At 39.1% G+C, this 26,671-nt stretch carries 29 protein-coding genes and 1 riboswitch; of the genes, 14 read left to right on the top strand and 15 right to left on the bottom strand.

From position 1 onward, the window contains the following. The first annotated feature begins 73 nt into the window (after positions 1-73). Entirely contained in the window at positions 74-1,618 is a 1,545-nt protein-coding gene (locus AC1TO6_RS02600) for an S-layer homology domain-containing protein (protein WP_482100037.1), read from the top strand. Between the two features lie 148 nt (positions 1,619-1,766). On the opposite strand, the gene AC1TO6_RS02595 is transcribed toward AC1TO6_RS02600, so the two are convergent. From AC1TO6_RS02595 to AC1TO6_RS02575, 5 genes are all read right to left on the bottom strand, one after another. Further along, positions 1,767-2,432: a 3'-5' exonuclease gene (locus AC1TO6_RS02595; RefSeq protein ID WP_482100036.1), complete on the bottom strand. Its 666-nt coding sequence runs from the start codon at positions 2,430-2,432 to the stop codon at positions 1,767-1,769. Between the two features lie 32 nt (positions 2,433-2,464). Next, positions 2,465-4,390, bottom strand: coding sequence for a DUF294 nucleotidyltransferase-like domain-containing protein (locus AC1TO6_RS02590; RefSeq protein WP_482100035.1), 1,926 nt, complete (start codon positions 4,388-4,390; stop codon positions 2,465-2,467). Between the two features lie 81 nt (positions 4,391-4,471). Beyond that, on the bottom strand, positions 4,472-6,022 hold the full coding sequence (locus AC1TO6_RS02585) for a solute symporter family protein (RefSeq protein ID WP_482100034.1): 1,551 nt from the start codon (positions 6,020-6,022) through the stop codon (positions 4,472-4,474). A 15-nt stretch (positions 6,023-6,037) separates the two neighbouring features. Beyond that, positions 6,038-6,370, bottom strand: a complete 333-nt coding sequence (locus tag AC1TO6_RS02580) for a DUF485 domain-containing protein (protein ID WP_482100033.1) — start codon at positions 6,368-6,370, stop codon at positions 6,038-6,040. Positions 6,371-6,852: 482 nt separating this feature from the next. Further along, on the bottom strand, positions 6,853-7,362 hold the full coding sequence (locus tag AC1TO6_RS02575; RefSeq protein WP_482100032.1) for a ferritin: 510 nt from the start codon (positions 7,360-7,362) through the stop codon (positions 6,853-6,855). 268 nt (positions 7,363-7,630) lie between these two features. Here AC1TO6_RS02575 and AC1TO6_RS02570 point away from each other — a divergent pair, with 268 nt between their 5' ends. Next, positions 7,631-8,008, top strand: coding sequence for a PH domain-containing protein (locus tag AC1TO6_RS02570; RefSeq protein ID WP_482100031.1), 378 nt, complete (start codon positions 7,631-7,633; stop codon positions 8,006-8,008). A 125-nt stretch (positions 8,009-8,133) separates the two neighbouring features. On the opposite strand, the gene AC1TO6_RS02565 is transcribed toward AC1TO6_RS02570, so the two are convergent. Then, a complete protein-coding gene (locus AC1TO6_RS02565) occupies positions 8,134-9,162 on the bottom strand; it encodes an NADP-dependent oxidoreductase (RefSeq protein ID WP_482100030.1) in 1,029 nt (342 codons plus the stop codon). 628 nt (positions 9,163-9,790) lie between these two features. Beyond that, positions 9,791-9,893: riboswitch (TPP riboswitch) on the top strand. Between the two features lie 207 nt (positions 9,894-10,100). Between AC1TO6_RS02565 and AC1TO6_RS02560 the strand changes: the two genes are divergently transcribed. After that, entirely contained in the window at positions 10,101-11,378 is a 1,278-nt protein-coding gene (locus tag AC1TO6_RS02560; RefSeq protein ID WP_482100029.1) for an acetylornithine deacetylase, read from the top strand. Positions 11,379-11,495: 117 nt separating this feature from the next. On the opposite strand, the gene AC1TO6_RS02555 is transcribed toward AC1TO6_RS02560, so the two are convergent. The 4 genes from AC1TO6_RS02555 to AC1TO6_RS02540 form a co-directional block, all read right to left on the bottom strand. Further along, entirely contained in the window at positions 11,496-12,560 is a 1,065-nt protein-coding gene (locus AC1TO6_RS02555) for an LLM class flavin-dependent oxidoreductase (protein ID WP_482100028.1), read from the bottom strand. A 23-nt stretch (positions 12,561-12,583) separates the two neighbouring features. Next, the gene (locus AC1TO6_RS02550; protein WP_482100027.1) at positions 12,584-13,225 is read right to left on the bottom strand and encodes an NAD(P)-dependent oxidoreductase; all 642 of its coding nucleotides are present in this window, start codon (positions 13,223-13,225) and stop codon (positions 12,584-12,586) included. Between the two features lie 129 nt (positions 13,226-13,354). Further along, entirely contained in the window at positions 13,355-13,783 is a 429-nt protein-coding gene (locus AC1TO6_RS02545) for an Rrf2 family transcriptional regulator (protein ID WP_482100026.1), read from the bottom strand. 191 nt (positions 13,784-13,974) lie between these two features. Continuing rightward, positions 13,975-14,793, bottom strand: coding sequence for an EcsC family protein (locus AC1TO6_RS02540; protein ID WP_482100025.1), 819 nt, complete (start codon positions 14,791-14,793; stop codon positions 13,975-13,977). Positions 14,794-15,039: 246 nt separating this feature from the next. Between AC1TO6_RS02540 and AC1TO6_RS02535 the strand changes: the two genes are divergently transcribed. Both AC1TO6_RS02535 and AC1TO6_RS02530 read left to right on the top strand, forming a co-directional pair. Further along, positions 15,040-15,795 carry an NRDE family protein gene (locus tag AC1TO6_RS02535; protein ID WP_482100024.1) on the top strand — a complete coding sequence of 252 codons (756 nt, stop codon included), beginning with the start codon at positions 15,040-15,042 and terminating at the stop codon, positions 15,793-15,795. 52 nt (positions 15,796-15,847) lie between these two features. Next, positions 15,848-16,393 (top strand): hypothetical protein, encoded by a 546-nt coding sequence (locus AC1TO6_RS02530; RefSeq protein ID WP_482100023.1) that lies wholly within the window; start codon positions 15,848-15,850, stop codon positions 16,391-16,393. 80 nt (positions 16,394-16,473) lie between these two features. Here the strand turns inward: AC1TO6_RS02530 and AC1TO6_RS02525 are convergent, their stop codons facing one another. Further along, complete coding sequence (locus tag AC1TO6_RS02525) at positions 16,474-16,869, bottom strand: SRPBCC family protein (protein WP_482100022.1); 396 nt, start codon at positions 16,867-16,869, stop codon at positions 16,474-16,476. Between the two features lie 119 nt (positions 16,870-16,988). Between AC1TO6_RS02525 and AC1TO6_RS02520 the strand changes: the two genes are divergently transcribed. The 4 genes from AC1TO6_RS02520 (at position 16,989) to AC1TO6_RS02505 (ending at position 18,969) form a co-directional block, all read left to right on the top strand. Next, positions 16,989-17,411: a DUF1801 domain-containing protein gene (locus AC1TO6_RS02520; RefSeq protein ID WP_482100021.1), complete on the top strand. Its 423-nt coding sequence runs from the start codon at positions 16,989-16,991 to the stop codon at positions 17,409-17,411. Positions 17,412-17,428: 17 nt separating this feature from the next. Continuing rightward, positions 17,429-17,830 (top strand): VOC family protein, encoded by a 402-nt coding sequence (locus AC1TO6_RS02515; RefSeq protein ID WP_482100020.1) that lies wholly within the window; start codon positions 17,429-17,431, stop codon positions 17,828-17,830. A gap of 138 nt (positions 17,831-17,968) precedes the next feature. After that, positions 17,969-18,400, top strand: coding sequence for a DUF948 domain-containing protein (locus AC1TO6_RS02510; RefSeq protein ID WP_482100019.1), 432 nt, complete (start codon positions 17,969-17,971; stop codon positions 18,398-18,400). A 14-nt stretch (positions 18,401-18,414) separates the two neighbouring features. Then, the gene (locus AC1TO6_RS02505) at positions 18,415-18,969 is read left to right on the top strand and encodes a DUF948 domain-containing protein (RefSeq protein ID WP_482100018.1); all 555 of its coding nucleotides are present in this window, start codon (positions 18,415-18,417) and stop codon (positions 18,967-18,969) included. Between the two features lie 46 nt (positions 18,970-19,015). On the opposite strand, the gene AC1TO6_RS02500 is transcribed toward AC1TO6_RS02505, so the two are convergent. The 3 genes from AC1TO6_RS02500 to AC1TO6_RS02490 all read right to left on the bottom strand — a co-directional run bounded on the left by AC1TO6_RS02500 (position 19,016) and on the right by AC1TO6_RS02490 (position 20,394). Further along, positions 19,016-19,465 (bottom strand): DUF948 domain-containing protein, encoded by a 450-nt coding sequence (locus AC1TO6_RS02500; protein WP_482100017.1) that lies wholly within the window; start codon positions 19,463-19,465, stop codon positions 19,016-19,018. A gap of 23 nt (positions 19,466-19,488) precedes the next feature. Then, entirely contained in the window at positions 19,489-19,971 is a 483-nt protein-coding gene (locus AC1TO6_RS02495) for a DUF948 domain-containing protein (protein ID WP_482100016.1), read from the bottom strand. A gap of 123 nt (positions 19,972-20,094) precedes the next feature. Continuing rightward, on the bottom strand, positions 20,095-20,394 hold the full coding sequence (locus tag AC1TO6_RS02490) for a DUF3219 family protein (protein WP_482100015.1): 300 nt from the start codon (positions 20,392-20,394) through the stop codon (positions 20,095-20,097). Positions 20,395-20,574: 180 nt separating this feature from the next. Between AC1TO6_RS02490 and AC1TO6_RS02485 the strand changes: the two genes are divergently transcribed. Genes AC1TO6_RS02485 through AC1TO6_RS02475 form a run of 3 tightly spaced genes read left to right on the top strand, consistent with a single transcriptional unit; the run spans position 20,575 to position 24,356 of the window. Next, on the top strand, positions 20,575-22,122 hold the full coding sequence (locus tag AC1TO6_RS02485; protein WP_482100122.1) for a spore germination protein: 1,548 nt from the start codon (positions 20,575-20,577) through the stop codon (positions 22,120-22,122). Continuing rightward, positions 22,123-23,235 (top strand): GerAB/ArcD/ProY family transporter, encoded by a 1,113-nt coding sequence (locus tag AC1TO6_RS02480; RefSeq protein WP_482100014.1) that lies wholly within the window; start codon positions 22,123-22,125, stop codon positions 23,233-23,235. It abuts the gene before it with no gap. Beyond that, on the top strand, positions 23,232-24,356 hold the full coding sequence (locus AC1TO6_RS02475; RefSeq protein WP_482100013.1) for a Ger(x)C family spore germination protein: 1,125 nt from the start codon (positions 23,232-23,234) through the stop codon (positions 24,354-24,356). Before AC1TO6_RS02480 ends, AC1TO6_RS02475 begins: the two co-directional genes overlap by 4 nt. Positions 24,357-24,515: 159 nt before the next feature. On the opposite strand, the gene AC1TO6_RS02470 is transcribed toward AC1TO6_RS02475, so the two are convergent. After that, a complete protein-coding gene (locus AC1TO6_RS02470) occupies positions 24,516-25,139 on the bottom strand; it encodes a YIP1 family protein (RefSeq protein WP_482100012.1) in 624 nt (207 codons plus the stop codon). A gap of 174 nt (positions 25,140-25,313) precedes the next feature. Between AC1TO6_RS02470 and AC1TO6_RS02465 the strand changes: the two genes are divergently transcribed. Both AC1TO6_RS02465 and AC1TO6_RS02460 read left to right on the top strand, forming a co-directional pair. After that, entirely contained in the window at positions 25,314-26,309 is a 996-nt protein-coding gene (locus AC1TO6_RS02465; protein WP_482100011.1) for a ferritin family protein, read from the top strand. Next, complete coding sequence (locus AC1TO6_RS02460; RefSeq protein ID WP_482100010.1) at positions 26,306-26,623, top strand: spore coat protein; 318 nt, start codon at positions 26,306-26,308, stop codon at positions 26,621-26,623. The genes AC1TO6_RS02465 and AC1TO6_RS02460 overlap by 4 nt, the downstream gene beginning before the upstream one ends. The last annotated feature ends 48 nt before the right edge of the window (positions 26,624-26,671 follow it).

The raw sequence follows: 26,671 nt of genomic DNA, 5'->3' as shown, positions 1-26,671 counted from the left end.
GAAAGACTATGCAGAATTTTCTTTCTATTGTACTATTGTGTATAGAGTCTGTTAGTAGAAAAGGAGAATCTAAATGACGAAAAAATTTATGGTTATTTTTACCGCAATCCTCCTTATGTTCACCGCAATAGATACTGTTCTTGCCGCACCTTTATTCAAAGACGTTACAGACAAGCATGCATCGAAAGCGGAATTAGACTTCTTGGCTGAGCAAGGCATTATTTTTGCAGATCCATCAGAGAACTTTGGTGTGAATGAAGAAATTACACGCTTGGAAGCTTCGACTATGATTATAAAGGCACTCGGTCTCGATACTACGGATCGGCCAAATCCGAATTTCGTTGACGTAACCATTGAAGACGAAGGTTATGCCATCATTTCTACAATAGCAGATGAAGGTATTATGAACGGCAATGCAAACGGAGAGTTTATGCCAAACCATAAGTTAACAAGGGGACAGATGGCGGTAATCCTAGTGAGTGCATTTAAATTGAAAGGTACTTCTGGACATTCATTTAAAGATGTCGATGCATCATACTGGGCTTCAAATTCTATTAATACGCTATTTGCCAATGAAGTCACAAGAGGTTATCCAAACAATACTTATAAACCGACAGCCTTCATAACGAAAGCTAATTTTGCTGTGTTCCTTGCACGTATACTAAATCCCGAATTCAAAAAGAAACCTGTCTGTTCGAAGGTAGACAGTAAAAAAAACGCCGTTGTCAACGTTCAGGTGACAAACTTGTGGAAATCACCCAACAAAAACCGCGTAGTGGATCGACCGTCTATTTCCAGTCCGACCGATATTCAAAAATGGGCTAAAAGTATGTCCGTAAGCCAAAAGTTATGGCTTGTAGGAAAGACGGATACGCAAGCTTTATACGGACAGGAAGTCGTTATTTTAAAAAGTAGTGGAAATTGGCATGAAATTGCTGTGAAGGATCAATATTCGCCCAGGAACAAAGCGGGATATCCCGGTTGGGTCCCGAAAACACACATAACTGAAACAGCTTCCAATTACACTGATTGCCAAATAGCAATCATAGATACAAATATTGCCACTCTTTATAATGAACCCAAAAAAGCAAGCAAATTTATGGATATTAGCTATACGACAATTCTACCTGTCATAAAAGAAGAAGGAGACTGGATTCACGTTCAAACACCGGCAAGTGGGGTGAAGTATTTACGCAAACAAGATGTGAAAATCGTTAAAAATTTCGCATCAATACAAAAACCGACTCAAAAAGACATTGTCGATAGCGCAAAAATGTTCCTGGGTCTTCCATACATCTGGTCAGGCATATCAGGCTTCGGCTTCGATTGTTCAGGTCTTATTCATTCAGTTTACAAAAATCATGGCATTATGATTCCGCGCGATTCGTTTGTTCAGGCGGTAAACGGTACTCCTGTTGCCAAGAAAAATATGCAACCCGGAGACTTGTTATTCTTCGCTTACAATCAAGGAAAAGGGAAGGTGTACCACGTAGGAATGTATATCGGGAATAACCAAATGATTCATGCCCCGAATTCGAGCAGAAAAGTAGAGATTATATCTATCAATACACACCCATACAAAGTAAACTTTTCAGGGGCCAGAAGGTATTTAAAGTAACGTGTATTTCTGAAGATGTGATGGGGAAATAACAATAAAGCATCCTTCGGGGTGCTTTTTAATTTAAGGGGTTTATCGGAGTTAGGAGATAAAGAATAGCCAAACAGGACTCCAATTTATTCATTGGGTCCTGTTTTGATGTATTTAGCTAAAACAAAGCAACATTCTGCTGCTTTTTATTGTTCTTTACTCTAAGTAAGTCCGCTAGCGTAATAACTCCCTTATCTTCAAGACGCTTCAATAATTCGATAAATAAATGAGCGGTTGTTAAGGCATCCCCTAGTGCGCGGTGTCGCTCAAATATTTGTGTACCAAATATCCGCGCGTATTCTTCCAAATCAAACTGATCCCATGATGGATTTAAATAATTGATTAAATCAAATGTATCAAAGGTAGAAGGCACTTCATATGTACATTTAACTCGCTGTAATTCTCTTTTTAAAACCAGAGTGTCAAAACTTAAATGGTGACCAATCCAACCCCCACTATTCGTATCTTTAAAGAATTGAAAGTAGCTTTCGATTGCTTCAAGTGGGCTAGGTGCATTGTCTACATGATGTTGTTCAATAGATGTCAACTTCGTAATATGTTCGGGTATAAGACGTGATGGTTTTACAAATGTCTGAAATACACTGTCAGTGACTACGCTATTTTCAATATGGACAGCACCTATTTCAATAAGACGATCATCTGCAGAAATTGCAAATCCTGTCGTTTCAGTATCGAAGACGGTAAACGGCATATTTCTAAGCTTTGTATCTAGCAAAAATGATTGTTCCAGTTTATAGTTTGATTGTTGTTTTTTCCAAAACATAGCTTCCCCTCCAATAAATATCTCAAAATCATTTATAACTTTGCAAGTAAATGTGATTGCAAGGCGTGGACTGTTGTTAACATAGTCGTTAATTCATCCCGTTCCCATTTGCGAATCGACGCAAAGTGAATTTCAGTTGTAATAGATTCACCACGTATATGCTTTTTCCATGATAGTCGAATCCTTGTTTTTAGGGCAATTTCATATGCATGACGAATATCATCTGCAAAACCAGCGGACAGTTCTCCTTCTTTCACCAGGTCGTCGACTAATTGCAATGGCGTGCCGTTAATGATGTTTTTTTGTACACCCAATATTTGTAGGCAATGGTGCATGGGAAATAAAGCATGTTTTTTGATATCGAATATATCACGGTTACCCCTTGCTTTAAATAAAGCAAGAAAGGAATGATTAACTAGTGGTATGGGCCTATTCTGTTCCTGTTGCGCCATATAATAAAGGAAAGTTTGTGAGGATTTCAATTGTATTTGTACCATCTGGGAAAAGCGATTATTTAACGATGCATCTCCCATCAGAAAACGAAAAGATAAAAAATTATAGCCTAGTAAAATATCATCATCGGTTGCCTTCAACGCCCAACTCCGAAGTCTCTTCTGCCAATCGGAAATGGAACCGCGCCATAGTGACTCACTAGACATCATTTTTCCATCACATCTGGAATAACCGGCATTCTCCATATGCCAAACTATCGCATCTCCAAGCTGTAAAAAATAATTATCTACTTGTTGTTTGTCTTTCTCATCTGGATTAGCATAAACAAGGAAATGATCCTGGTCTGTCAACATGAATTGTTCTCCTCTGGCACCACTGCCCATCTGATACCACGCATAAGGAACGGGTGGAGTGCCTTTACCTTGTATCTCCAACCACCGTACAGCGAGTTTCACACAGTGTCGTGCGAGTCGGTCATATAATTTTGTAATTATCTCCAGCAAGTGGATGGTAGAAATTTCATCGTTAATTAAACTCGATAGCACATCGTAAATTGCATTTTTAATTGCAGGTAAACTATCTATAGAAGAAGCCTCAATCGTTTTTAAGATACCCATCGATCCACGATCCCGTTTTGTAATCAAATTTGACAGTGTAACAACGCCAACCAGTCGATTACCTTCGACGACAGGTAAGTGCTTTACTCCGTACTTATAGAATGCCGACAGGACCTCGTAATAGTAATCATGACGGGAAATCGTATGAGGTTTTTTCGTCATTATATCTATGGCTTTCAGTTCACTATTATAACCTTGAGCAAGGACTCTTTGTACTAGGTCTTTTTCTGTTATGATTCCTGTTAATTGCTCTTTTTGATCAACTACTAGAATCGAACTGATTGAGTTATCAATCATACTACGCGCTATTTGTCTTAATGCCGTGTCTTCAGTAATAGTAATGACAGGAGAATTCATAAAGTCCTCAACACGACGTACGTATGGCTCGCTTTCTCCCCACTCATCTGACAACTTCATTTGCTCACCTAAGGAAGCATAGACATTTGCCAGTCGTATAGACATACTTTTCAAAATAGCATCACGGACGTCTGTATCATCTATTCTCTTCTTCACGACAGAGATAGGAACCTGTAAGCAATAGGAATCTTCCAGTACTACCATTTCAAGATGATGCCAATCGAGTGGTCGACTTGACTCACCTAGGTAATAAGCGATGTTTGAAAAACCGATTATCTCACCTTCCTGAACTTCTTCAATAGCATAGGATGTCTCATCATCACCAATTATGAATATTTCTGCAGAACCTTTTATGATAAGGAATAATCCTTCGTGTGGGGTTCTGAAGTAGTCCGTCTTTCCGGCCTTTTGGTAATAGGTGAGTTTGCATTCAGACATTAGTTCGCTAAATGCCGTGTCGGATAATCCTTTAAATAATAGCTGCTCATGTACTAACTCATAGATTGCTTTTGTTCGCTGCTTATCATTCATTGTCATCACCTTCGTCTTTTGATAGAAAAATCTCCCTCATCTAATTAAAAATAGAGAGGGAGGACTTTTTTTATTACTTGATTAACGCTCAAGTTCTCTATAACCTGTTTCCGCTTTGAACTTCACTTCAGCATAAGAAACTTCATCAGCTTCGTGTTTTTTAGATGAAACGAGCGTACCAATAATTGCTGCTAAGAATCCTGCTGGAACAGAAATAATTGCAGGGTTCGCATAAGGGAAGAGTGGTTGTCCAACAAAGAACGCTGCTCCTTCAACAGGGTTAATAACACTTGGACTTACAGCAACCAGAACAAGTGCAACAATCAAACCAGTTAACATGGAAGCGACTGCACCTGTCGTATTAAACCTTTTCCAATAGATAGTGAATAGTATTGTCGGAACGTTTGCAGAGGCGGCAATACAGAATGCGAGTGAAACAAGGAACGCGACATTCAATTTTTCCGCACCAAGCGCTAAAAGAATAGAGAAAACAGAAACAGCAATTGCTGCGTATCTTGCGGCTCTAACTTGTTGTTTCTCTGTAACTTTACCTTTTTTAATAATTTCTCCGTAAATATCATGTGCAATCGCTGAAGCGCCTGATAATACAAGACCGGCAACAACTGCTAGAATCGTCGCGAAGGCAACCGCTGCAACGAATGACTCAAGTGCTGATCCCCCCAACACACCCGCTAACATTGGTGCGGCCATGTTTCCGGCAGCATTTTCGGCAATGATTGCATCTACGCCAACAAACTTAGCTGCACCGAAACCGAGGAAAATTGTTAGAACATAGAATATACCTATTATCCAAACCGCATAAATTACAGAAGAACGAGCTGTTTTCGCGTCTTTTACTGTAAAGAAGCGCATTAAGATATGGGGCAAACCAGCCGTACCTAAAACCAGTGCAATTAGGACGGATATTAGACCAATCGGGTCTTTATAGATTATCCCGGAATGTAAGAAGGCTTCACCATGTGGCGTAGCTGTTCTCATGGCGTCAAACATACCGATAAAGTTGAAGTTGAATTTTAATAGGACAAGGAACGAAATAACAATGGTACCTATCATAAGTAAAATGGCTTTAATAATTTGAACCCAACTTGTTGCAGTCATACCGCCGAATAGGACATAGATTGTCATCATTACACCAACGATTAGAACTGCAATCCAATAGTCGATTCCTAGAAGTAATTTTATCAGGGCACCAGCACCTACAAGCTGAGCCAGCATATAAAATAAAACAATCGTAATTGTATTTAATGCTGCGGCGCCACGAACTTTTCTTGCCCCAAAACGTGCACCAATCATATCTGCCATAGTAAACTTCCCTAGATTACGCAGTGGCTCTGCAATTAGAAACAAAACTACTAGATAAGCTGTCAACCAACCAATACTATAGTAAAAACCATCAAATCCATTTAAAGAGATTGCTCCTGCAATTCCTAGGAATGATGCAGCAGACAGGTAGTCTCCAGCAATGGCCATTCCGTTTTGCCAACCGGTTAATGATCCCCCAGCCGTGTAAAAATCACTTGCAGTTGTAGTTTGTTTGGCCGCCCAGTATGTAATCCCCAGTGTAAGCCCAATTACTGCAACGAAAATTGCGATTGATATAATATCATCCACTTGTAAGTACCCCCTTTATTTCACAACATTTTTCTTTATAATGTCTTCAACGTCCAAGTCGAAACTTTTCGCTTTATTCATGTAGATTGATGTAAATACCCATACCATGATGAACATGCTTAGTGAGTACACCCATGTCCAAGTCATCCAACCAATGGCACGATTCTCAAGAATATTTGTATATCCTGTGAGAAGAGGCAGTGTAAAATAGGCAATAAAAAAGAAAATAATATACGGTGTAGAAAATATTCTTTTTCGTTTTACTAAATTTTTGAATTCAGGTGTATTGATGATTTTTTCATAATCCAACTTCACACTCGCTGGGTTATCTGTTGAACTTTTACTCACGATTTCATCCCCTTTTTTAAAAAAAATATTTAAAACTTGTTGGCCATTGGAAATGTAACCTCCTTTTACATGAGAGCGTTTTCAAATTATGTAAAAATTGTTGTTAAACTAGTAAAATGTGAATAGTTTAACAGGAAGCTAAGTCCACATTACCAAATATTCTGTCAACGTACAAGTCATTTTTTCTAAATAATGAATTTTCTGATACATATCTGCAATTAAAAAAATTAAAACTTACCGAATGAAGAGAAATTTGTCGAAATAATTGTTGGAATAATGAATCCAATCGAACTTGAATTTACTTTCTATTTGGTTGCTAACAAGATAAAATACAGGGAGTCAAAGGACTACTATGTAACCTTTCAACATATTGATAGGAGAACGGTGAGGGTTAAGAAACGTAGGCTTATCAAGAAAATCTAAAAAAAATACCCATTATCTTCGTCAAGGAAGATGATGGGTATTTTTAAAAAAGGACTAACTTATTCTCCAGTTTCTGCAGTGAATTTACGTTGCCCAAGTTCTTTTTCATAAATATACAATGCGTTTTTATCTTCTCCGATGCGTTTCAGGTACTCGATATGTGTATCGAAGGCTGCTTCCTCTTCAACTTGCTCGTCCAAGAACCATCTCAAAAATGAAATCGTAGCATGTTCTTTTTCTTCCCAAGCTAGGTCCGTTAATTCATAAAAGTTCTTTGTAACTCCTTTTTCTTGTTGTAAACCTGATTCGAAAGTATCTAATACTGATTCAAATTCAATTTTTGGCTCAGACGTTGCGGAGAATTTTGCATGTAACCCGCGGTCATTCATATAGTTGTAAATCTTCATACCGTGAAAACGTTCTTCTTCGGCTTGTTGAAGATAATAATTGGCAAAGCCACTATAATTAGTGTGTTCACAATAAGCAGCCATTGCCATATAAGATTGTGCAGCGTCGAATTCATTGTTCATTTGCTGATTGAGTGCTTCTGCTAGTCGTTGACTGATCATATCCATCACTCCTTTTAATGTTAGGAAATACCTTCCTTTAGCATAGCCTAATCTATCCTTTCAATCACGTATTTTGATTGAAAAAACGGAATTTTGTTGTATGAGGAATTTTGGTGGAGGAAAGACTAACTTATTGTTGAATCATTGAGCAATGTATAATTGAGAATAAAAGCGAGTGCATGGCACCCCCCGGGAATGGTGGAGGGAAGGTGTACGAACAAATTAAATGTGGACTTATACTGATTAAGGATAAACAGGAGGAATAAAAATGAGTATTTTTGATGGAATAATGGGGAATGCATCTGAAATTGATGTAAGCAAAGTAGAGAAGGAAATGAAGGATTTACTTACACCAACTGAAAAAGTGGAGCATGCATATAAATTAATTAGAGATTTGTTGATATTTACGGATAAGCGTCTAATTCTTGTGGACAAACAGGGCGTCACAGGAAAGAAAAGTGAATATCATTCTATTCCATATAAAAGTGTTGTACATTTCTCAATTGAAACTGCAGGAACGTTTGATCTCGAAGCGGAATTGAAAATCTGGCTATCGGGAAGTTCTGCACCAATTCAAAAGAAATTCAATAAATCCTTGAATGTTTATAAAGTACAAAGCGTGCTAGCAGAATATGTTTTGAAATGAACTAGGTCAGTTTAAGGTGACTAGTTCCTGATTTTGTGCTTGATAAAAAAACTCCTCATGTAGTTGCTTGAGGAATTTTTTTATAGCATATAAGTGTTGCAGGTCAAGCAATTTCAGATGAACTATTAAAGTTTAGCGTATTTAGGATCAGCCACTTTTACAAGTTGCTTACCTAGATTCGTTCCTTTAAATAAACCAAGGAATGCCTCTGGTGTATTTTCAAAACCTTCAACAATTGTTTCTTCATATTTCAATTTACCTTGCAGTAGCCATTTAGCTAAGTCAGTAAACCCTCTTTCAAAATCAGTAGCAAAATCGCCAAGGGTGAAGCCTTGCATCATAGCGCTCGTCTTAATCATAGCCGATTGAATACGTGGTCCAGCATCTTTTCCTTCTGCGTTGTAGGAAGAGATTGATCCGCATAAAGGAATACGGGCATTTCGATTTAGCATAGTAAAAACAGCGTCTGAAATGTCCCCGCCGACATTATCGAAATAGACATCTACTCCGTCAGGAACGGCATTTTTAAGGTCTGTCCAAAAACTTTCTTTTTTATAATTCACAGCCGCATCAAAGCCGAGTACATTCAATAAGTAGTCAATCTTTTCATCTGAACCAGCAATACCTACTACTTTTGCCCCTTTGATTTTCGCGATTTGTCCAACTGCTGAACCAACAGCCCCGGCAGCACCAGAAACGACGACCGTTTCACCTTCTTGAGGTTTTCCGATATCAAGCAATCCAAAATAAGCAGTTAAACCTGTCAAACCGAGAATACCTAAATGTGTTGAAATAGGTGCCAACTTAGGGTCTATTTTGCGAATTTCATTTTCAGTGGCTACGGTATATTCAGCCCAGCTGAGATTTCCAGTAATTACATCACCTTGTTTGAAGGCGTCCGACTGGGATTCAACCACCTCACCCACGACACCCCCAGAAATGACCTTGTTCAATTCAAATGGAGAAATATATGACTTGGCATCTTGCATTCTTCCACGCATGTATGGATCTACAGACAAATAAAGCGTCCGTACTAAAATTTCATTTACTTTTGGTGAGGGAACTGAACTTTTTACAAAGGTAAAGTCTTCTTTGGTAGGCATTCCAGTGGGCCGATTTGCTAGATGAATTTCCTGTTGTATCAATTGTGTCATTGCAATTCCTCCTTTGTAGTTTGCCGAATGAGTTGGCAATAGAAAACCCTAACACTCAGGAGTAACCAAGGTCAATGATTATAGACTGGTGTCTCATCTTCATTGATTTGCTATTTTTCCGAATTGCTATGGTGTTGGCACCGGTGTCATAATCTCAGCAGACACCTGTGGAGGAATCCCAAAATAGTATCCAAAAGTGTTGTAATAATAGTTAACTATAACTATTATGTTATTAATATAAACTAGTGGAGGACTTTAAATAATCCTGAAGAAAAAGCACATACTTTTTTTGGCTTTGACCTTAATAGTGGCTTTACCAACGTCAGCTACTGTTGTATTAGCAACTAACGAGGCGGAAGTTCAAGCTGTTAAACAGAAGAAGTCACGACTGCCGCAAAATTTACGGATATTCCAAATAGCCATTGGGCGAAAAATGAAGTTATGCAACTTGTGGAGATTGCTTCCAAAGCATCGTTTTTATCTAATGAACAGTTAGGATACACAACGAAAATAAAGAACGGATAGCGTAATATTGGATTAACGCAATATCTTCCTGAAGAGGAAGAACGAACGGATGCATTATGAACCTCGTTCTTGGCTTAATCATAAAGAAAACACGAATTGAATAGAAGTCTGCTAGGGGAGCCAATTTGGCTGAGACACATGATGCATGTAAACCCTTCGAACCTGATCTAGTTTATGCTAGCGTAGGGAAGCAACTGAACTCTACATCAAATGAATGTAACTACGTAGAAAACAGCCGCTTTCCGATTATGGAAGGCGGCTGTTTTCTGTTCCATCGCAAATTCAATGAACTAGGGATTTCCCATCATACACGCTTCGGCGCATTCGCTCTGTTAATGCACCGAATTCAATATTGAAATCTATCCAGTACGGATTTACTTTACTAAAAATTAAATAAAGAATGGATGATTGAAATGGAAAATAGTATTAGCAACTTAGTTGATGAACGTCAAGAGGAGTTATTGCAATTACTTGCAGATCTCGTTAGTTTTCCGACAATCAGCCCTCCCGCAAGAAATACAGCCGGGGTGCAGCAGTATATTCAAGAGTTTTTAAAACAAGAAAAATTCGATACAGTCAGTTGGGATGTGTTCCCTGGTGATCCAAACGTGGTAGGCATAAAAAAAGGGACAGATGGAGCTCTGTTTAACAGCTTGCTCATTAATGGTCATATTGATGTTGCGGAAGTTGGGGATGAAACAGAATGGACTGTGCCTGTCTTTGAACTGACAACTAAAGATGGAAATGCATATGGACGAGGAACTTCCGATATGAAAGGTGCAGTGGCAGCGACTTTACTAGCCGTAAAATTATTAAACGAACTAGGTGTGGAACTGAAAGGTGATTTGCAGATTCAGACTGTCATTGGGGAGGAAGCAGGAGAAGCTGGAACACTTTCGTGCATGGAAAAAGGCTATACAGCAGACTTTGCACTCGTCGTCGATAGTAGCGATCGCCAAATTCATGGCCAGGGCGGTGTAATAACCGGCTGGATAACGATTAAAAGTAAGGAAGTTTACCATGATGCAATGAGGATGAGTATGCTTCATGCGGGCGGAAACATTAATGGGGCCAGTGCGATTGAGAAGATGATGAAAGTAATTGCCGGGCTACAAGATTTAGAGCGTCACTGGGCCGTGACAAAAAAATATCCAGGTTTTGCACCTGGTAGCAACACCATCAATCCTGCAGTTATAGAAGGCGGAAGACACGCGGCTTTTGTAGCGGATGAATGCCGGCTTTGGATCACCGTTCACTTTTATCCGAATGAAACCTATCAATCTGTGATAAATGAAATCGAAGAACATTTAAACCATGTAGCAAAAGCTGATCCGTGGTTAAGAGAAAATCCCATTCACTATCGCTGGGGTGGAAAATCGATGATTGAAGAACGCGGGGAAATATTCCCTGCACTTGAAATGAATGAGGGGCATGCGGCCGTTCAACTTCTAGCATACTGTCATGAATACACCGAAAAAAGTCCCGTAATCATCGGCATGTCAAGAACAGTAACAGATGCAGGATGGCTAGGCGAAGCAGGGATTCCCACAGTTATTTATGGTCCTGGGAAGTTGGAAGAGGCCCATAAAGTTGATGAAAAAATAAACATTGGAGAACTAATGGCTTTTACAAAAACGCTTATGATATTTATAAATAAGTGGTGCAATTTAAAAAGAATGGAGAGCAAGTAATCTCCCCATTCATCTAATACTATTATGCTATTATATGTTGCTTAATTAGTAAAGTCATTTCTAATACGTCATCAAATAGTTGGTATGTTTCAAGAGGTAGATGATCAAAGGATAACCTTATCTAGTGGTCTCCCGTCGAACGATTGGAGCTACTTCTGTTGCTAACATTTCAATACTTGCTGCGACTGAAGAAAACGGCAAGCCTCCGATATCCATTTGTGCAATGAAGCGTTGGTGTCCAAATAATTCGTGTTGGTGAAGAATCTTCTCGACTATTTGCTGAGGGCTGCCAACAAATAGTCCGGTTTCGGGACTGGCCATATGGTCGAAATCAGAACGAGAAATTCTCGTACTCATTCCACGTTGTTTGTTCACGTACCCCCAGTAATTTGCATAGTAGGGATAGAAATCGTCTTTTGCTTGTTGTGAAGTCTTTGCTATATACGTGTGTCCAGTTACAGCTATTTTTAAATCCTCTTCAAGATGCCCTGCATCTTTGCCTGCTTGACGATACAAATCAACAAGTGGCTTAAAACGAATTGGGTCGCCGCCAAGTATGGCTAATGCTAAACCAGTTCCAAGTTTGCCTGCTCGTATTGCACTTTCAGGTGTGCCACCGACACCAACCCAAATCGGCAGTTTATCTTGAACAGGCCGGGGGGCAATCATAGAATTAGTTAGAGGCGAACGGAATGACCCATTCCAACTGACGATTTCATTGGCATTCAATTGTTGGAGAAGTCGAATGTTTTCATCGAAGAGCTCGTCATAATTGTTTAAGTCATGGCCGAATAACGGAAAGGATTCTACGAATGCACCACGACCTGTAATAATCTCAGCACGGCCATTCGAAATCAAATCCAGAGTTGCAAAATCCTCGAATAGACGAACGGGGTCGACCGTACTCAAAACAGTCGTTGTACTCGTCAATTTAATACGCTTTGTGTTTTGTGCCACTGCTGCAAGAACAACTGGCGGAGCCGATACTGCATAATCCAAGCGATGATGCTCACCGACACCAAAAATATCAAGTCCGACTTCTTCAGTCAACTTTCCAATCGCCATTACTTCATGAAGGCGCTGTTGAATACTAATTGTGTTTCCTGTTTGAGGATCTGGACCAAGATCCCCGAAGGTATATATTCCAATCTCAATTCCAGATTTCTTGGTTTCTTTTGGCATAGTACTCATCTCCCAAAACTTAGTTATTCTGCTTCAGAAACAAGAGTAAAACGTTCATTTATATGTTGAGGATTCTCGATTTCATCAAGAACTGCGACTGCATAATCTGCATAACTTACGTAGCTATCACCTTTTGAATTTACCATTAAATTGTCTTTTCCTTTTTGATACGAACCCGTTCTTTTTCCTTCAGGATTGAAGAATGCTGCTGGGCTAATGAATGTCCATTTAACTCCACTCGTCTTTTGCAGATCTAGTAAGTTCTGTCCTTGATTGGAAGCAGTTGCAAAGTATTCTTTAGGGAATTCGGGTGTGTCAATTAGGCGGATGGTTTTAGCTTCATCTACAAACAAGCTACCTGCACCACCTATAACAATTAATCTTGTTTTGGGAGCAGCCTTAAACACTTCAATTAATGCTTTTCCAGCATCTACATGGAGGTGTTCTTGTCCTGCAGGTGCGCCAAATGCATTTACGACAACATCAAATTGCTGAATGTCTTCAGCTTGCAGGTTAAATATATCTTTTTCGAGAATGTTCGTTTTTTCCCCAGACATTTTTGCTGCGTTTCTAACGATAGCTGTAACTTCGTGTCCTCGGTCAATCGCTTCTTTTACAATAAGACTTCCTGCTTTTCCTGTTGCTCCGATAATTCCAATGTTCATGATAATTCCTCCAGTTTTTTGGCACATATATACTAATATGCTCCTAATGATTTGTAGCTATTCATGATAACGATTTAGAATGTAACTGTAATGGTTACAGTTACAACGGTAACCAAAAAATCGAATAAACTATCCAATTTTTTGTGTTAATACCGATATTAACTCTTCCATCGAAATTTCATGTAAAACAGATTCCATCGCATCTTGAGCCCGTAGTAAAATCAGTTCAAGAACAGCCTCGATATTGGCACCAACAGGGCAATTTGGATTTGGTTTTTCATGAAATTGAAAAAGCTCGCCTTCTTCTACGACTTCAACTGCCCTGTACACATCGAGCAGGGTAATATCTTTTAAAGATTTTTGAAGTGTAGCTCCTCCAAGACCTCGCCGAACTTGAATAAGTCCTGCGTTTCTTAGTTTACCAATTACTCTTCGTATGACTACAGGATTTGTATTCACACTTTCCGCAATCCATTCAGAAGTGCAAAGCTCGTTTCTTTCGATTGCTACGAGGGATAGAATATGAACTGCAACTGTAAAACGACTACTGATTTTCATTGCAAGTAACCTCCCGATGTAATCATTATAGTTACATCAGATGATGATTGTCAATTTTTATAATTTAAGTGAAGGGGGAATCGTGTGAATCAAGTAGAAATCCCTGTTTTATAGCAGTAAAAAAGTTCGGTTGAATGATATCAGCGGGTCACAAATTTAATGCAAATGATGCATTTGTACATATTGAAGAGTTAGGTAGTTTGGCTTTTAGAACTAACATCATTCCTAAGCCTTTCAATAATTCTTCTTTTTCGGTAAAGCATTTTACCAGCTTCAGCAATATCACTCACAGCAGAGCGATTGATGAATGCGCCGAACACGAGCCCTGCGATAGGTACCATTTGAAATAGCTTTTTCCAACCGAATTGATCCCGGAAAGAAAAAACGACCTCGCGCCAGCCTTGCAGTTCAGAAAGAACTTCGCGTTTTGTAGAGTCATCGGGATTATCGAATTGAGACAATTGTGTAAGAATGGCTTGTTTACCTACAATGTCAGCAGATACAAATTGCATGCATTTTACGATAAACAAACGTTCCTCTTTTACTTTAGGATCATAACCATAACAAATCGCAATATCCTGTAATGTTTTTAGCTGTAAACTAAGAAGTAGAGGAATGTCGATTGTTAACGTGAAAATACCGCCAATACCAGTACTAGCACCTTGAACCGTTGCAAACTTTTTTCTGCTACCAGTAATTTTTTCTACAGCTGTGTCCATTGTTGAAATATCAAGCTTTTCGACATCTTCCAATGTATTTACAGTTAAGTCGGGATAATAAGCAGGGATTTTAGTAGCTGAACTTAAATAGCTGCCGCCCGTTTGTATATATTGACCGAGTTCATCCAAAAGTAAGCCGATTTTTTTTTGAATAAAAGCAGGAGTGAATTTATCGATGATCTTAAATGGCAAACGCCCAAGCTTTTCCCAAAACCATAAATCGCTCTGATTTTTTTCCCAAACCTCAACCTTATTTAATTCCTCTGTTAACCATTCCTTAGAATCTGCCACTTTTAGTTTCGCCTCTTTCTTTGATATTAATTGTACGTTATCCCGTGTGAAAAGTTCCATTAATAACTTTTTTGCTGATTATTAGTTATGCTTGGATGTATTCTGTTATAGATTCAAATGAAATACACCCCTTTTTAATTGTCATTTGGTCAACTAAAGGAATAGGGAATAGTCTTACAAATGGGTATTGCGAATTACTATATGTACTTGGCTAGGCGTATAATGGAGGGAAAGGGGTGTCGAAAAGTGTGCCTGATTAATTTTCATTACAACGAACATCCGACTTACAAATTGATTGTCGCCGCGAACAGGGATGAGTTTTATGAGCGTCCGACTGCCTCGGCAGATTTCTGGACAGACAAGCCTGATATATTGGCAGGACGTGATTTGTTGCACAGGGGAACTTGGCTTGGTGTAACGAAATCAGGGCGATTTGCTGCATTGACGAATTACCGAGACCCGCAGGAAATCACTGTTGATAAACAATCCCGCGGCGATATCGTCGCTAGCTTTTTATCAGAAACTGTGTCGCCTGAAGAACACCTTGAAACATTGAAGAGGAAGAAAGACGATTATGCAGGATTTAATATTCTCGTCGGCGATTTTGACTCTTTATACTACTTTTCCAATAAGCAAGCAGAAACCGCGAAAATATCTGAAGGAACACATGGTTTGAGCAATCAGTTTCTGAATACGGCGTGGCCGAAAGTGGTGAAAGGGAGGACTAAGCTTCGGGATTATGTATTGGCACATGAAATCGTTAACACAGATGTTCTTTTCGATATCATTTCTGATGCTGACGTCGCGCCAGATGCACTACTGCCGAATACCGGGGTAGGCCTGGATCTTGAACGGCAACTGTCACCACTGTTCATCAAAACACCTACCTATGGAACCCGTTCTTCTTCGGTCTTGCTCATAGGTCATGATCATAGCATCACTTTCGTCGAGCGAACATATGTCAATGGGGCTTTAAATGGGGTTAAAAAATTCGAATTATGATTTAGATATTATTAACCTTGCCACTTATTTTAAATAGAGGGAGATGTAGAAAGTGGACAGTGTAACCAGAACCTACTTTGCAAATCTGGAAGCAGAGGACAAAGACTTACAATATCAAGCATTTACTACAATTATTGCAGTTATTAAAGAAGAAGTGGACTGGGCTTATGAGGTTTGGGATCAATTAAGGGATTGGTTGACGGATTCCGATAATCATCGGAGATCTAGGGCAGCACAGTTCCTAGCGGGTCTAGCGAAAAGCGATCCTGAAAAACGCATACTCAGAGATTTTCCAGCGCTATGGGAAGTGACGAAGGATCCGAAGTTTGTAACGGCCCGACATAGCCTGCAATCGATATGGAAAGTGGGCATGGCTGGAATGGAACAAAAAGAGCTGGTGATTCATCATTTAGTAGAGCGCTTTCAAAACGGTGCGGATGAAAAACATTACACCTTGATTCGGTTTGATATCATTCAAGGGTTGAAAAATTTATATGATGAATTAAAAGATGAAGAAATTAAACAAATAGCAATGGATTTGATTGAGACAGAAGAAGATATCAAATACCGTAAGAAATATAGGACTGTGTGGAAATGAAGAGTCTAGTGTGACAAACTGAAAAGCCGAGTTCACACTAGAACTGTAACCCAAACACATGGCGGGCGGCATATCGCAAATCAAGAATAGGGGAGTTCTCTACTTTCTAAATAAGCATTTAGATTTTCCAATGAATAATCGAATCCTTCTTGATTGAATTGTACGCGCGTTCCGTCCAGTTCAGTAGTTAACTCAATGGTAAACAGCATTTGATTTGAATCCCAGTAATAAGAAAATTTTTGATTTGGGATGACTTCTTTTATTGTGAAGGTCATGGGCATGCTTTCCCCTTCTTTTAGGTCGTTATATAAGCTCGGCATTAATGTGAAAACCGCTTGTTCTCCAGCTTTCAAAATTGGAATAACCCAATTGGATCCTGGAGCGTACCAGATTGAAAATTCCTTGTCGTTAGCAATCGCATTCCAAACTGTATTTATATTCTTCTTAATAACTATTGATGAACAGCCATTACTCAAACATACCAACCTCCTTTACATGTTCTTTTCAGTATAGAAAATTAATGAGGAAAAAACAAATGTGTTATGGTAAATTACTATGAAAAAAAAGTCTGATTGGAAAAGGAATGATTCTAATTATGTACGAACTAAAAACAAAAGAAAATGACAATAGTGTTATTGAGTTCATAGAAAATATCGAAAACCTTAAAAAACGTGAAGATGCATATAGATTGTTAGATATATTTACTGAAACAACAGGTTTCAAACCAAAGATGTATGGCCCTAGTATTATTGGATTTGGTTCCTATCACTATAAATATGAATCTGGTCATGAAGGAGATGCGCCGTTAGCCGGTTTTTCTCCTCGAAAAGCAAAAATCAGTTTATACTTTGAACCAGAATTCCCAAAACGAGTAGATTTATTGAAGGATTTTGGTAAACATACAACAGGGAAATCATGTGTATACATCAATAAATTAGCGGATATTCAAATAGATATATTAAAGAAGTTAATCAAAGAATCCATACGAATTACCAAAGAAGCCTATCCAAATCAGTAAATGTAGGAGGGGATTAGATGAGACCGAAAATTAATATAATTACACTTGCCGTGGATGATTTAGTGAAGTCTGTATCCTTTTATAAGGATGTATTGGAATTACTAGCGCAAGGGATAGATGATGGAGAAGACCATATTCTGTTTGAAATGCAAGACAATTTATCATTGGTACTTTATTCGCGTTCAAAGCTAGAGGTGTTAGCAAATGAAACGAACACCTCCAAAAAGTCTTCGGAATTTATCCTTAGCATTGCAGCTAATAGTGAAGTAGAAGTAGATTCAATCTTAAAAAGGGCTATAACAGCAGGTGGAACACTTCTACCTAATCAGCCAATGAAATTTGATTGGGGCTATACTGGACATTTTCAAGATCCGGATGGACATACTTGGGAGATAGTTTGTTTTAATTCAAATGAGTAGTATTTTATAATAAAGACATTTCTTCTTTGTAAAGGAATCGTCAAATGGATTGCAACAAAGAATTTATAGTTGGGAGTATTCATGTTTCACAGACTATGTTTTAGTGGTATAAGACGAGTAGGGAGGAGTTGTTGGTAAATGACTTTCATACATATTGGCGTATTTCTCATGGCGGTCGCATTTGCAATCGTTGCAGTATTCATTGCTAAAATGCTTATGAGCGTATCGGGCGTCATTGGTTCCGTCGGACAAACAATCAGTAATATGGAATCAAAACTAGACAAGACAATCAGTGAATTGGAACAAACGATTACAGAAACGAATCTAACAGCAACAGACATCGAAGAAAAATCACTAGCATTAAATAGTATTTTCTACACAGCCAAACATGTAGGCGATTCAACGTCGCTCATGAGTGATGAATTAGCTGGAAGAACAAAACGTTATTCGGAAGACACATCATTACCAGGCACGAAACCGTTCGTACGAATCATTCAGTTTTCTGAATTTGCATCAGGCCTATTCAACTCCTGGAAGCGCGGCAAGGGTGCTTCATCAAAACAATTTTGAAATGAGGGATGAACATGGATTTAACAGGAATCGGCGTATTGCTGATAGGTATTGCATTATTGGTGTTAGCAGTTTTTGTAGCACGCGTATTGAATAATTTTTCATCTATACTAAGTGGAGTGGATAAGACAATTGAACAACTGCCGGATCAATTGGATAGTATTTTACAAGAGACGGGGAATTTGATCCATAACAGTAACAAAACACTTGCCGATGTTAATGAAAAACTGGGAACGCTGACGCCATTGTTCCATATCGTTGGAGATGTAGGTGAGTCTACAAGAACATTATCATCATCGCTTGTTGATTTGACGGCTTCTGCAAAAGATAAGATGGGCGGAGCTGACCCTGGTCAACAGGATAAGCGATTAGGTGGATTATACGGTACGGCTGCTCTTGGATTTTATGCCATGCGAAAAAGCAAGGATGCTAAAAAAGGAACAGGTGCGAGGCATGCAAGGAATTTGTATACGGAAGGTGAGAAACGTACTTTTGATATTGATAGAATGAAGGCCGAAGCGAGAGAAGCTGCAAGAAGTGGAAAAATCATCAGTGAAGATGCAACATAAAAATCGTGTGGAAGGAGAGAATTCCTTCCACACGATTTTTTGTTGTTTACCTTGATTTTGTAAATGACATTGTTTCTTTAATCTCTTTTCGCCTCTGCGATAGAAAAAATAAAAATGATAGAAGCCCATAGATACCTTCATACTTTTCGCGTCTAACAAACTCTTTTGCACTGCCTGTCTGTTCTTTTAATAAATTTGTTTTAGCAAGGGCAGCTGTTGTAAGTTTTCTTGACGCTTCCCCTGCATCACCAACGATATGGAAAAGTGGGCTTATTTCATTCACTTGCTCGTTGACATTGCCGAGTGTCGCATTACTTGTTTGAAGGATATCCGAAGCTTGATGTGTCACGTCGTCGAGTACCTCTGGCAAACGATCTGCTGTCTGTTGGAGACTTGCAAGTACATCTGACAACTTTTTAATCGGTTTCAAGAGAAAAATGACCAGTACAGCAAATGCGATTCCTATAATGAGTACACCAATACCTAACCAATCCATATTCACTCACCCCGTTTTTAAGTTTATGACCTATTGTTTTGTTGCGGCATTGGCAAACGTTTTGGCTTAGCCTCAACTTCATCCGATTCGGTATTCTGTTTTTCACGTTGGAAGCGGTAATAGACACGTGCTGCTGTTTCAGTCAGTACAGACGCCTTTTCCATAAATTCTTGATACTTTTCAGGAGGTGTTGCGACTTCGTCTGAAATGGCACGAATCGATTTGTTCATATGCTCAGTGGAATCTCCGAGGTTTTTCGCGGAAAGTGTCAAGCTGTTCAAGGTTTGTAGTTTGTTTTCCGCGTCTTCAGCAATCCGGTTCGTCTTTTCCATCAACTGCTCAGACTTTTCGGTAATACCGCCAAGTTTCGTCTCGACCCGTTTCAAAGTCTCTGAAACTTCTCCTATCGTCTGTTTTGCGCTTTTCAAAGTAATGACAACAAAAACTGCAATGAGCAATAAGGATAAGGCCGCAATGATAGCGCTTGCGTATAAAAGTATCTCCATTAACATTTCATCCCCAATCCAGACTAGTAAATTGTCTTTATCTATTTTGTACCACTATACAGGCATAACTAAACACATACAACAGTTGTAAAACCAACTAGTGTATGTGTTCGATGAGTGATGTCAAACTTTTTCTAGTAACACCAACTTAAAATCGCCCACTTCATTTTCCATATATAAATTCGTAATTGAAGTCGAATAGGAATGAATCATTGCTGGAAATACAAGATTTTTTCCTGGCACTTTAACTTGGAACTCCATCTCGTACAGCAATGTGGTGATTTTATGGTAATCGCTACTTGTAACTTTAAAATCAAACCCGATTTTCCTCAGTTCTTTATTATTAGATGTATCAAGAGTAAGTTCCTCATGATAGTTAGTGATAGCAATAGACACTTCATTTAAGACCACATTATCAATCATGTTTTTCACCTCGCTGCGGATTTAGATTTACGCTTAATTATACACTCATTAGTTCTGTGCTATAGGTGAAATGCCTTGTTCGAAGACTTGTCCGGCACTTTATCACTGACTGTGTCCGGGAGTATAGATCATCCCATTAAAGCCTATTCTAGGAACAAAGATACAAACGAGGTGAGACTACTGTTTAACAAAAAGTCTAAACAATCTTCCGAAAAAAAACAGGCAACGGTTGTGAGTGAAGAAAGCACAGAAGAAAAACAAACAATGATTTCAACCTCAGGTGATATTTTCATCCAGTCGATAAAAGAAGTCACTCACAATACATCTGACTTAATCACTAAATCGTTACCTTCGAATCTCACGATCATCTATATAGATAATCTAGTGGATATCCCGACGTTAAATAATCATATCCTTCAAGATCTGTTGAAGTATACACTTGTCACACCTGAAATCATTACATCCATCCTTACAATACCTCAGGTGAAATTGGCTGATGAACTCGAGAAAGCCGTTATTGCGATGATGGATGGGATAGTGCTTATTCATGTGGAGGGATACTCACAAGTTGTATTGGCGAATATCCCCACAAATGAAGCGCGGGCTTTATCAACGCCGGAAAATGAATCCCAAGTTATCGGTTCCCAGGTCGGTTTTAATGAAAGACTGTCAACGAATGTTTCTTTGATTCGGAGGTATATAAAAAGTCCAAACCTGTGCAATGAAAGATTAGAAATCGGAAAACAATCGAAGACAGCGATTGCAATGTTATATATTAAAGGCGTTGCTTCCGACGAAATGGTGAATACGCTACGACAAAGGATCACCGACCTTAAGGTTGATGCTGTAATGGATAGTTCGATTCTTGAACAATTGATAGACGACAATTCGCTATCGATTTTTCCCAAAATGCTACTAACTGAAAGACCGGACAAGCTTAGTGCTGAACTTTTGAATGGGAAATTGGGGATCATCGTGGATGGTAGTTCCCATGCAATCGTTTGCCCACACTCATTTCTTGAGTTTTTCCAAAGTCAGGAAGATCAGAATCTACGATGGCCGATTGCTACATTTGCCCGTTTACTAAGATTTAGTGCAATCGTCCTTTCTGTTTTTTTATCTCCTTTATATGTAGCGACATTAACATTTCATTACGAAGTCATTCCCCAAACGCTCTTAGTCCCGCTGAGTGAATCAAGGGCGTTGGTTCCTTTTCCTCCATTATTGGAAGCCCTACTTTTAGAATTTATTATTGAACTGCTTAGAGAAGCAGGAGCCAGATTACCGACGAAAGTTGGTCAAACCATTGGTATTGTTGGTGGTATCGTCATAGGGACAGCAGCTGTGCAAGCAGGAATCACAAGTAATATTTTGATTATTATTGTCGCCTTGGGGGCGTTGGCATCCTTCACGACACCAAGTTATATGATGGGAAATGTCATCAGGATCATTCGGTTTCCATTAATAGTATTAGCAGGACTTTGGGGCTTTTACGGCATTATGCTGGGGCTTTGTTTCATCCTAATACACCTGTTGCGTCAATCAAGTTTGGGTTCGCCGTATACAGCCCCTTTTTACCCACCTAGACTGATTGATTGGCGGGATAGCCTTGTCAGATTGCCTTTGCCATTTACATTTAAGAGACCTTCAAATACAAGACCGGAGGATGAAGACAAATATGTACCGGAACCCATAAATCCTGAGAAAAATGAAGAGAAGGTGAAATAAGTGAAAAATTCCATGCAAATTGGTCAAGCTGACACAATTAATGGTTTTCTACTTTTTTTCATCATTCATACCGCGCAAATCGGGGTCGGGATACATGGGTTTCAGCGGATCATCTATCAGGATGCAAAACAAGATGCATGGATAGCTGTACTACTTGCAGGTCTCGCCACACATATTATCGCAATTTTTATGCTTAAAACATTGGAACTATACGGTTCAAATGATTTGTATGGTATTCACCAAGATATATTCGGCAAATGGATAGGGAACCTTTTTAATATTATTTATATTGCGTATTCTACAGCTGCATTTTTTGCCGTTTTTAGGAACTATATTGAAGTCGTTCAAACATGGGTTTTTTCCGATTTGCAGACTTGGTTTCTTGCGGCTTCCTTGTTGTTGGTCGTGATTTACTCGTTTACGGGTGGTCTACGTGTAATCGTTGGTGTTTCTTTTTTTAGTTTTGTACTTTCTATTTGGCTAATCCCGATGTTGGCTTATCCGGCGAAGTTTATGGAGCCGAGAAGCCTTCTTCCCATATTGGAGAGCAATATAAGCGGGATACTAAAAGGTGTACAGTCCATGACCTTTACGATTGTAGGATTCGAAATATTATATGTGATTTATCCTTTTGTTAAGGATAAAAAGAATGCGAAAAAGCATATTCATCTTGGTTTGTTAGTGACGACCTTGATTTACTCAGCGGTGATGCTGGTTTCGCTGACATACTATAGCGGTGAGCAATTATCGAAAACGATTTGGGCGACTTTGTCTTTATTCAGCATTGTTAAATTTCCGTTCATTGAACGATTTGAATATGTAGCAGTTTGTTTTTGGATGTTGATCATTTTGCCGAATCTTTGTCTGTTTTTATGGGCTGCTTTTCGCGGGACCAGACGACTGATAAAGGTAAGTGCGAACAAGTTTGTCTGGATATTTTCATTCATCATCTTACTTGTAAGCATAAGTTTTAAAAGTCGAACCCAAATAAATACATTTAATGACTACTATGGACAAATAGCATTTTATATTGTCTTTGTTTATCCGATAATCTTGTATGTATTTGCGGCGGCTAAAAATAAATTTAAACCACGTAAGGAGGAAACAGATTGAAAAAGCTTAGTTTTCTTTTACTACTGCTATTTCTGTGCACTGGATTGGTCGGATGCGCAGAAACGAAACTCCTTGAAAGGATTGGTTTAACCACATTAATTGGCTATGATTTTGGTAAAGAGGAAGAAGTGGAGACTACAGCAGTTGTTCGCCATGTTAGTACGGAATTACAAAGTAAAGTAACCATTATTACGGCTGAAAACGAAACGAGTCAAGGGACACGTGTCGAAATCAATCACAGGGCAGCTGAAAAGATTCTGTCAGGACAATTGAGGAGCGTCATATTTGGCGATGAGTTTACGAAAGAAGGTATTGGTCATTACATTGATGCCATGTTGAGAAATCCTGCAGTTAGTGGGGGAACGCTTTTGGCAGTTGTTGAGGGCGAGTCAAAGTCTTTACTTGAATACACATACCCAAATATCGATGACATTGGAGAACATATTTATAAAATGCTAAATCAAAATATTGAAAGTGAGGAGGTTGTTTCATCCACACTTCATGAAATAGCCCATGATTATTATTCCGTAGGTAGGGACATTGCGATGCCCATCATAAAAAGAGAAGAGGAGTTGGTAATGGTTTCTGGAATTGCATTGTTTAAAAAGGACAAAATGATTGGAAAACTTTCTGTTGATGATAGTTTTTACGTGAAGCTAAGTCGGGATGATTTTCATGCTGGAACATATGAGCTACAAATGAAAGGCTATGATGTACCATCATCATTACTGAAGAATCCCCCTGATAAAATCAATTTGGTATTCGACCCAATTACAACGCATAAAGATTTAAAATTAGGCGATCCAACAACTCCTGAAATTGATTTACGCATCTCAATGCAAGCAAGATTATTAGAAATAAAACCGTCTATTGAAATAGGGGAAGCCTATAAAAAGGAAGAACTAGAAAAAGTAATTAGTAAGAGCCTGGCAAGGGAATTTTCAAGGGTACTTGCTCACTGCCAAGAAGTTGGTTCTGACGTTTTTGGATTTGGTGAATTTTACAGAAGCTCTATACGTCACTCCAACCTGACGGAAAAAGAGTGGGATGAAATGTTCAAGACAATGAAAGTTAATGTCCATGTTGACTTTACAGTCCTTAGGGGTGGGACTTTTGAATAATAAGTATGCACTTTATCATGAATGGTTGACTGTCATGACAGACAAGAAGTTGTGAAGGAATATCTCATAATGCAGCGCAAACATTTCATTTTACAACTGTTTTTAGGGTTATTACGATCTATCTACGATATTATTTGTTGAAAATCCTCATAACGTTTTTTACCGTACTCCAATAAACAGAAGTATTGAAAACAATGAACCCAGAATAATGATTGAAATAACAAACATGAAACCGGAAAATAACATAATTGTTCCAAATCCACGCCATGCCGAAAAGTTATGGACAATCCCAATTCCTTTACTGAGGAGAATGATTCCGAAAATAGATACCCCTATTATAATCCACGTTTGCAAAAGGAAAAAACTTAAATCCATATTCGTACCTAACAGATTACTTGGTGTCTCAAAAAGCTGCTTGCCGTATAAGGAAATCGCAATAATACCAATAGGCGCTGTCCAAATGGCGGGTATTGTACTGGCACCAATTGCGTGCGCCATTTTTTGCGGTGTACCTGTTCCGCCTAGCAATTTACCGAACCAAGTATATGCAAATGATGCAATTCCCCATCCAACGATTCCAGATAATAAACTAAGAAATAAAATAAAAGTGACGGTGGATGATAATGACAATTCAGCAAATAGACCTGTGTCCGCGAATGCCATGAAGCTGCTTCCGAGAGAAGAAATGGAGATGAGCATGAACGGATAAAAAATGGATTTTTGCTCAATAATGTAGCGAATCGTTTTGCTTGGTTTTGACCAAATCGAGAAAAACGGATTCATTAAATTTCTCCTTTTTACTATGATACGCATTATATAGAATTGTAGTACTCTATGTTATTTTCATGATTATATAAATTGTCGACTCCCATTCATCATGATAAATTCCATCCATACCGTATAATTTCCATCACTGGAATCATACTACATGCAAATTGCATGAAAGGAGCGAAGAGAGTGGAGTCTTTACAGTCGCTACAACAGCTTCAGCAACTTAAACAACTACAAATACAATTACAGCAACTTGAACTTCAAATACAACTTCAACAAGAGGAACAGATAAAAAAATCGGCAGCACAACAACCACAGTCCAGACAAATTCAAAAACAACCAAAGCCTGAGTCCGCACAATCGGCACAAACAGAACAATCGACACAAGCAGAAAAGCCGGCACAGACAGTACAACCGGCACAAACAGAACAACCTGCACAACTGACACAGACAGAACAACCTGCACAAGCAGAACAACCGGCACAAACAGAACAACCTGCACAAGCAGAACAACCGGCACAAACAGAACAACCTGCACAAGCAGAACAACCGGCACAAACAGAACAACCGGCACAAGCAGAACAACCGGCACAAACAGAACAACCGGCACAAGCAGAACAACCGACACAGACAGAACAACCTGCACAAGCAGAACAACCGACACAGACAGAACAACCGGCACAAGCAGAAAAGCCGGCACAGACAGAACAACCGACACAGGCAGAACAACCGGCACAAGCAGATCAACCAACACAGGCAGAACAACCGGCACAAGCAGATCAACCAACACAGACAGGACAATCGACACAGACAAAACAACCTGCACAAGCAGAACAACCGACGCAGACAGGACAACCTGCACAAGCAGAACAACCGACACAGACAGCACAGCCAAAGGCACCCGAACAACAACAGCAAAAAACACAACCCAAAACAAAAGACAAAGCAATGGAGCCTCCCTCTTATCTTGAGCCCCCGAAAGTGATATCCACTTTGCACATAGGCTATTTGCAAAATTTGCTGAGCGCGAACTTACTTGCGGTGAAACAATATAGACAGGCCGCTCAAAACTGTCAGATGCCAGATTTAAAACGTCAATTCGAGGAAGCGGGTCAATTGCATTTGTCGCAATATGATAAATTGCTAAGTTTCTTGTCGGAAAATGGAGGTCAAGCTCAATGACATCTTCTAAAAAAATTGAAAATCCAAAGAGACCGCATTCACAAAAGTCCGGTGTCAATGACCATGATTTATTAAGTGCTGCATTAGCAACTGAAAAAAGCCTGGACATCACCTATGTAATGGCAATGCATGAAGTGGGTCAAAATGCGTTCTATTCATTATTTTTCGATTTGCTAAAAGAGACTTCTTTACTACATCGAAAGTTGCTTGAATTGCAGTTCCAACACGGCTGGAGTTCGCTAGTCCCAGCTGCCCCCGAAGAAGTTGAAGCACTAAAGCAGGAGTTCACCGATTACAGGCAGCAGCTTAAATAAGACATAACCAAAGTAAATACCACTCAATTGACGTAGATTGAGTGGTAT

It is taken from the genome of Sporosarcina sp. Y352 (genome assembly GCF_056786535.1).
The sequence above is the reverse complement of the archived record's forward strand: the minus strand, read 5'-3'. Positions and strand labels throughout refer to the sequence as shown.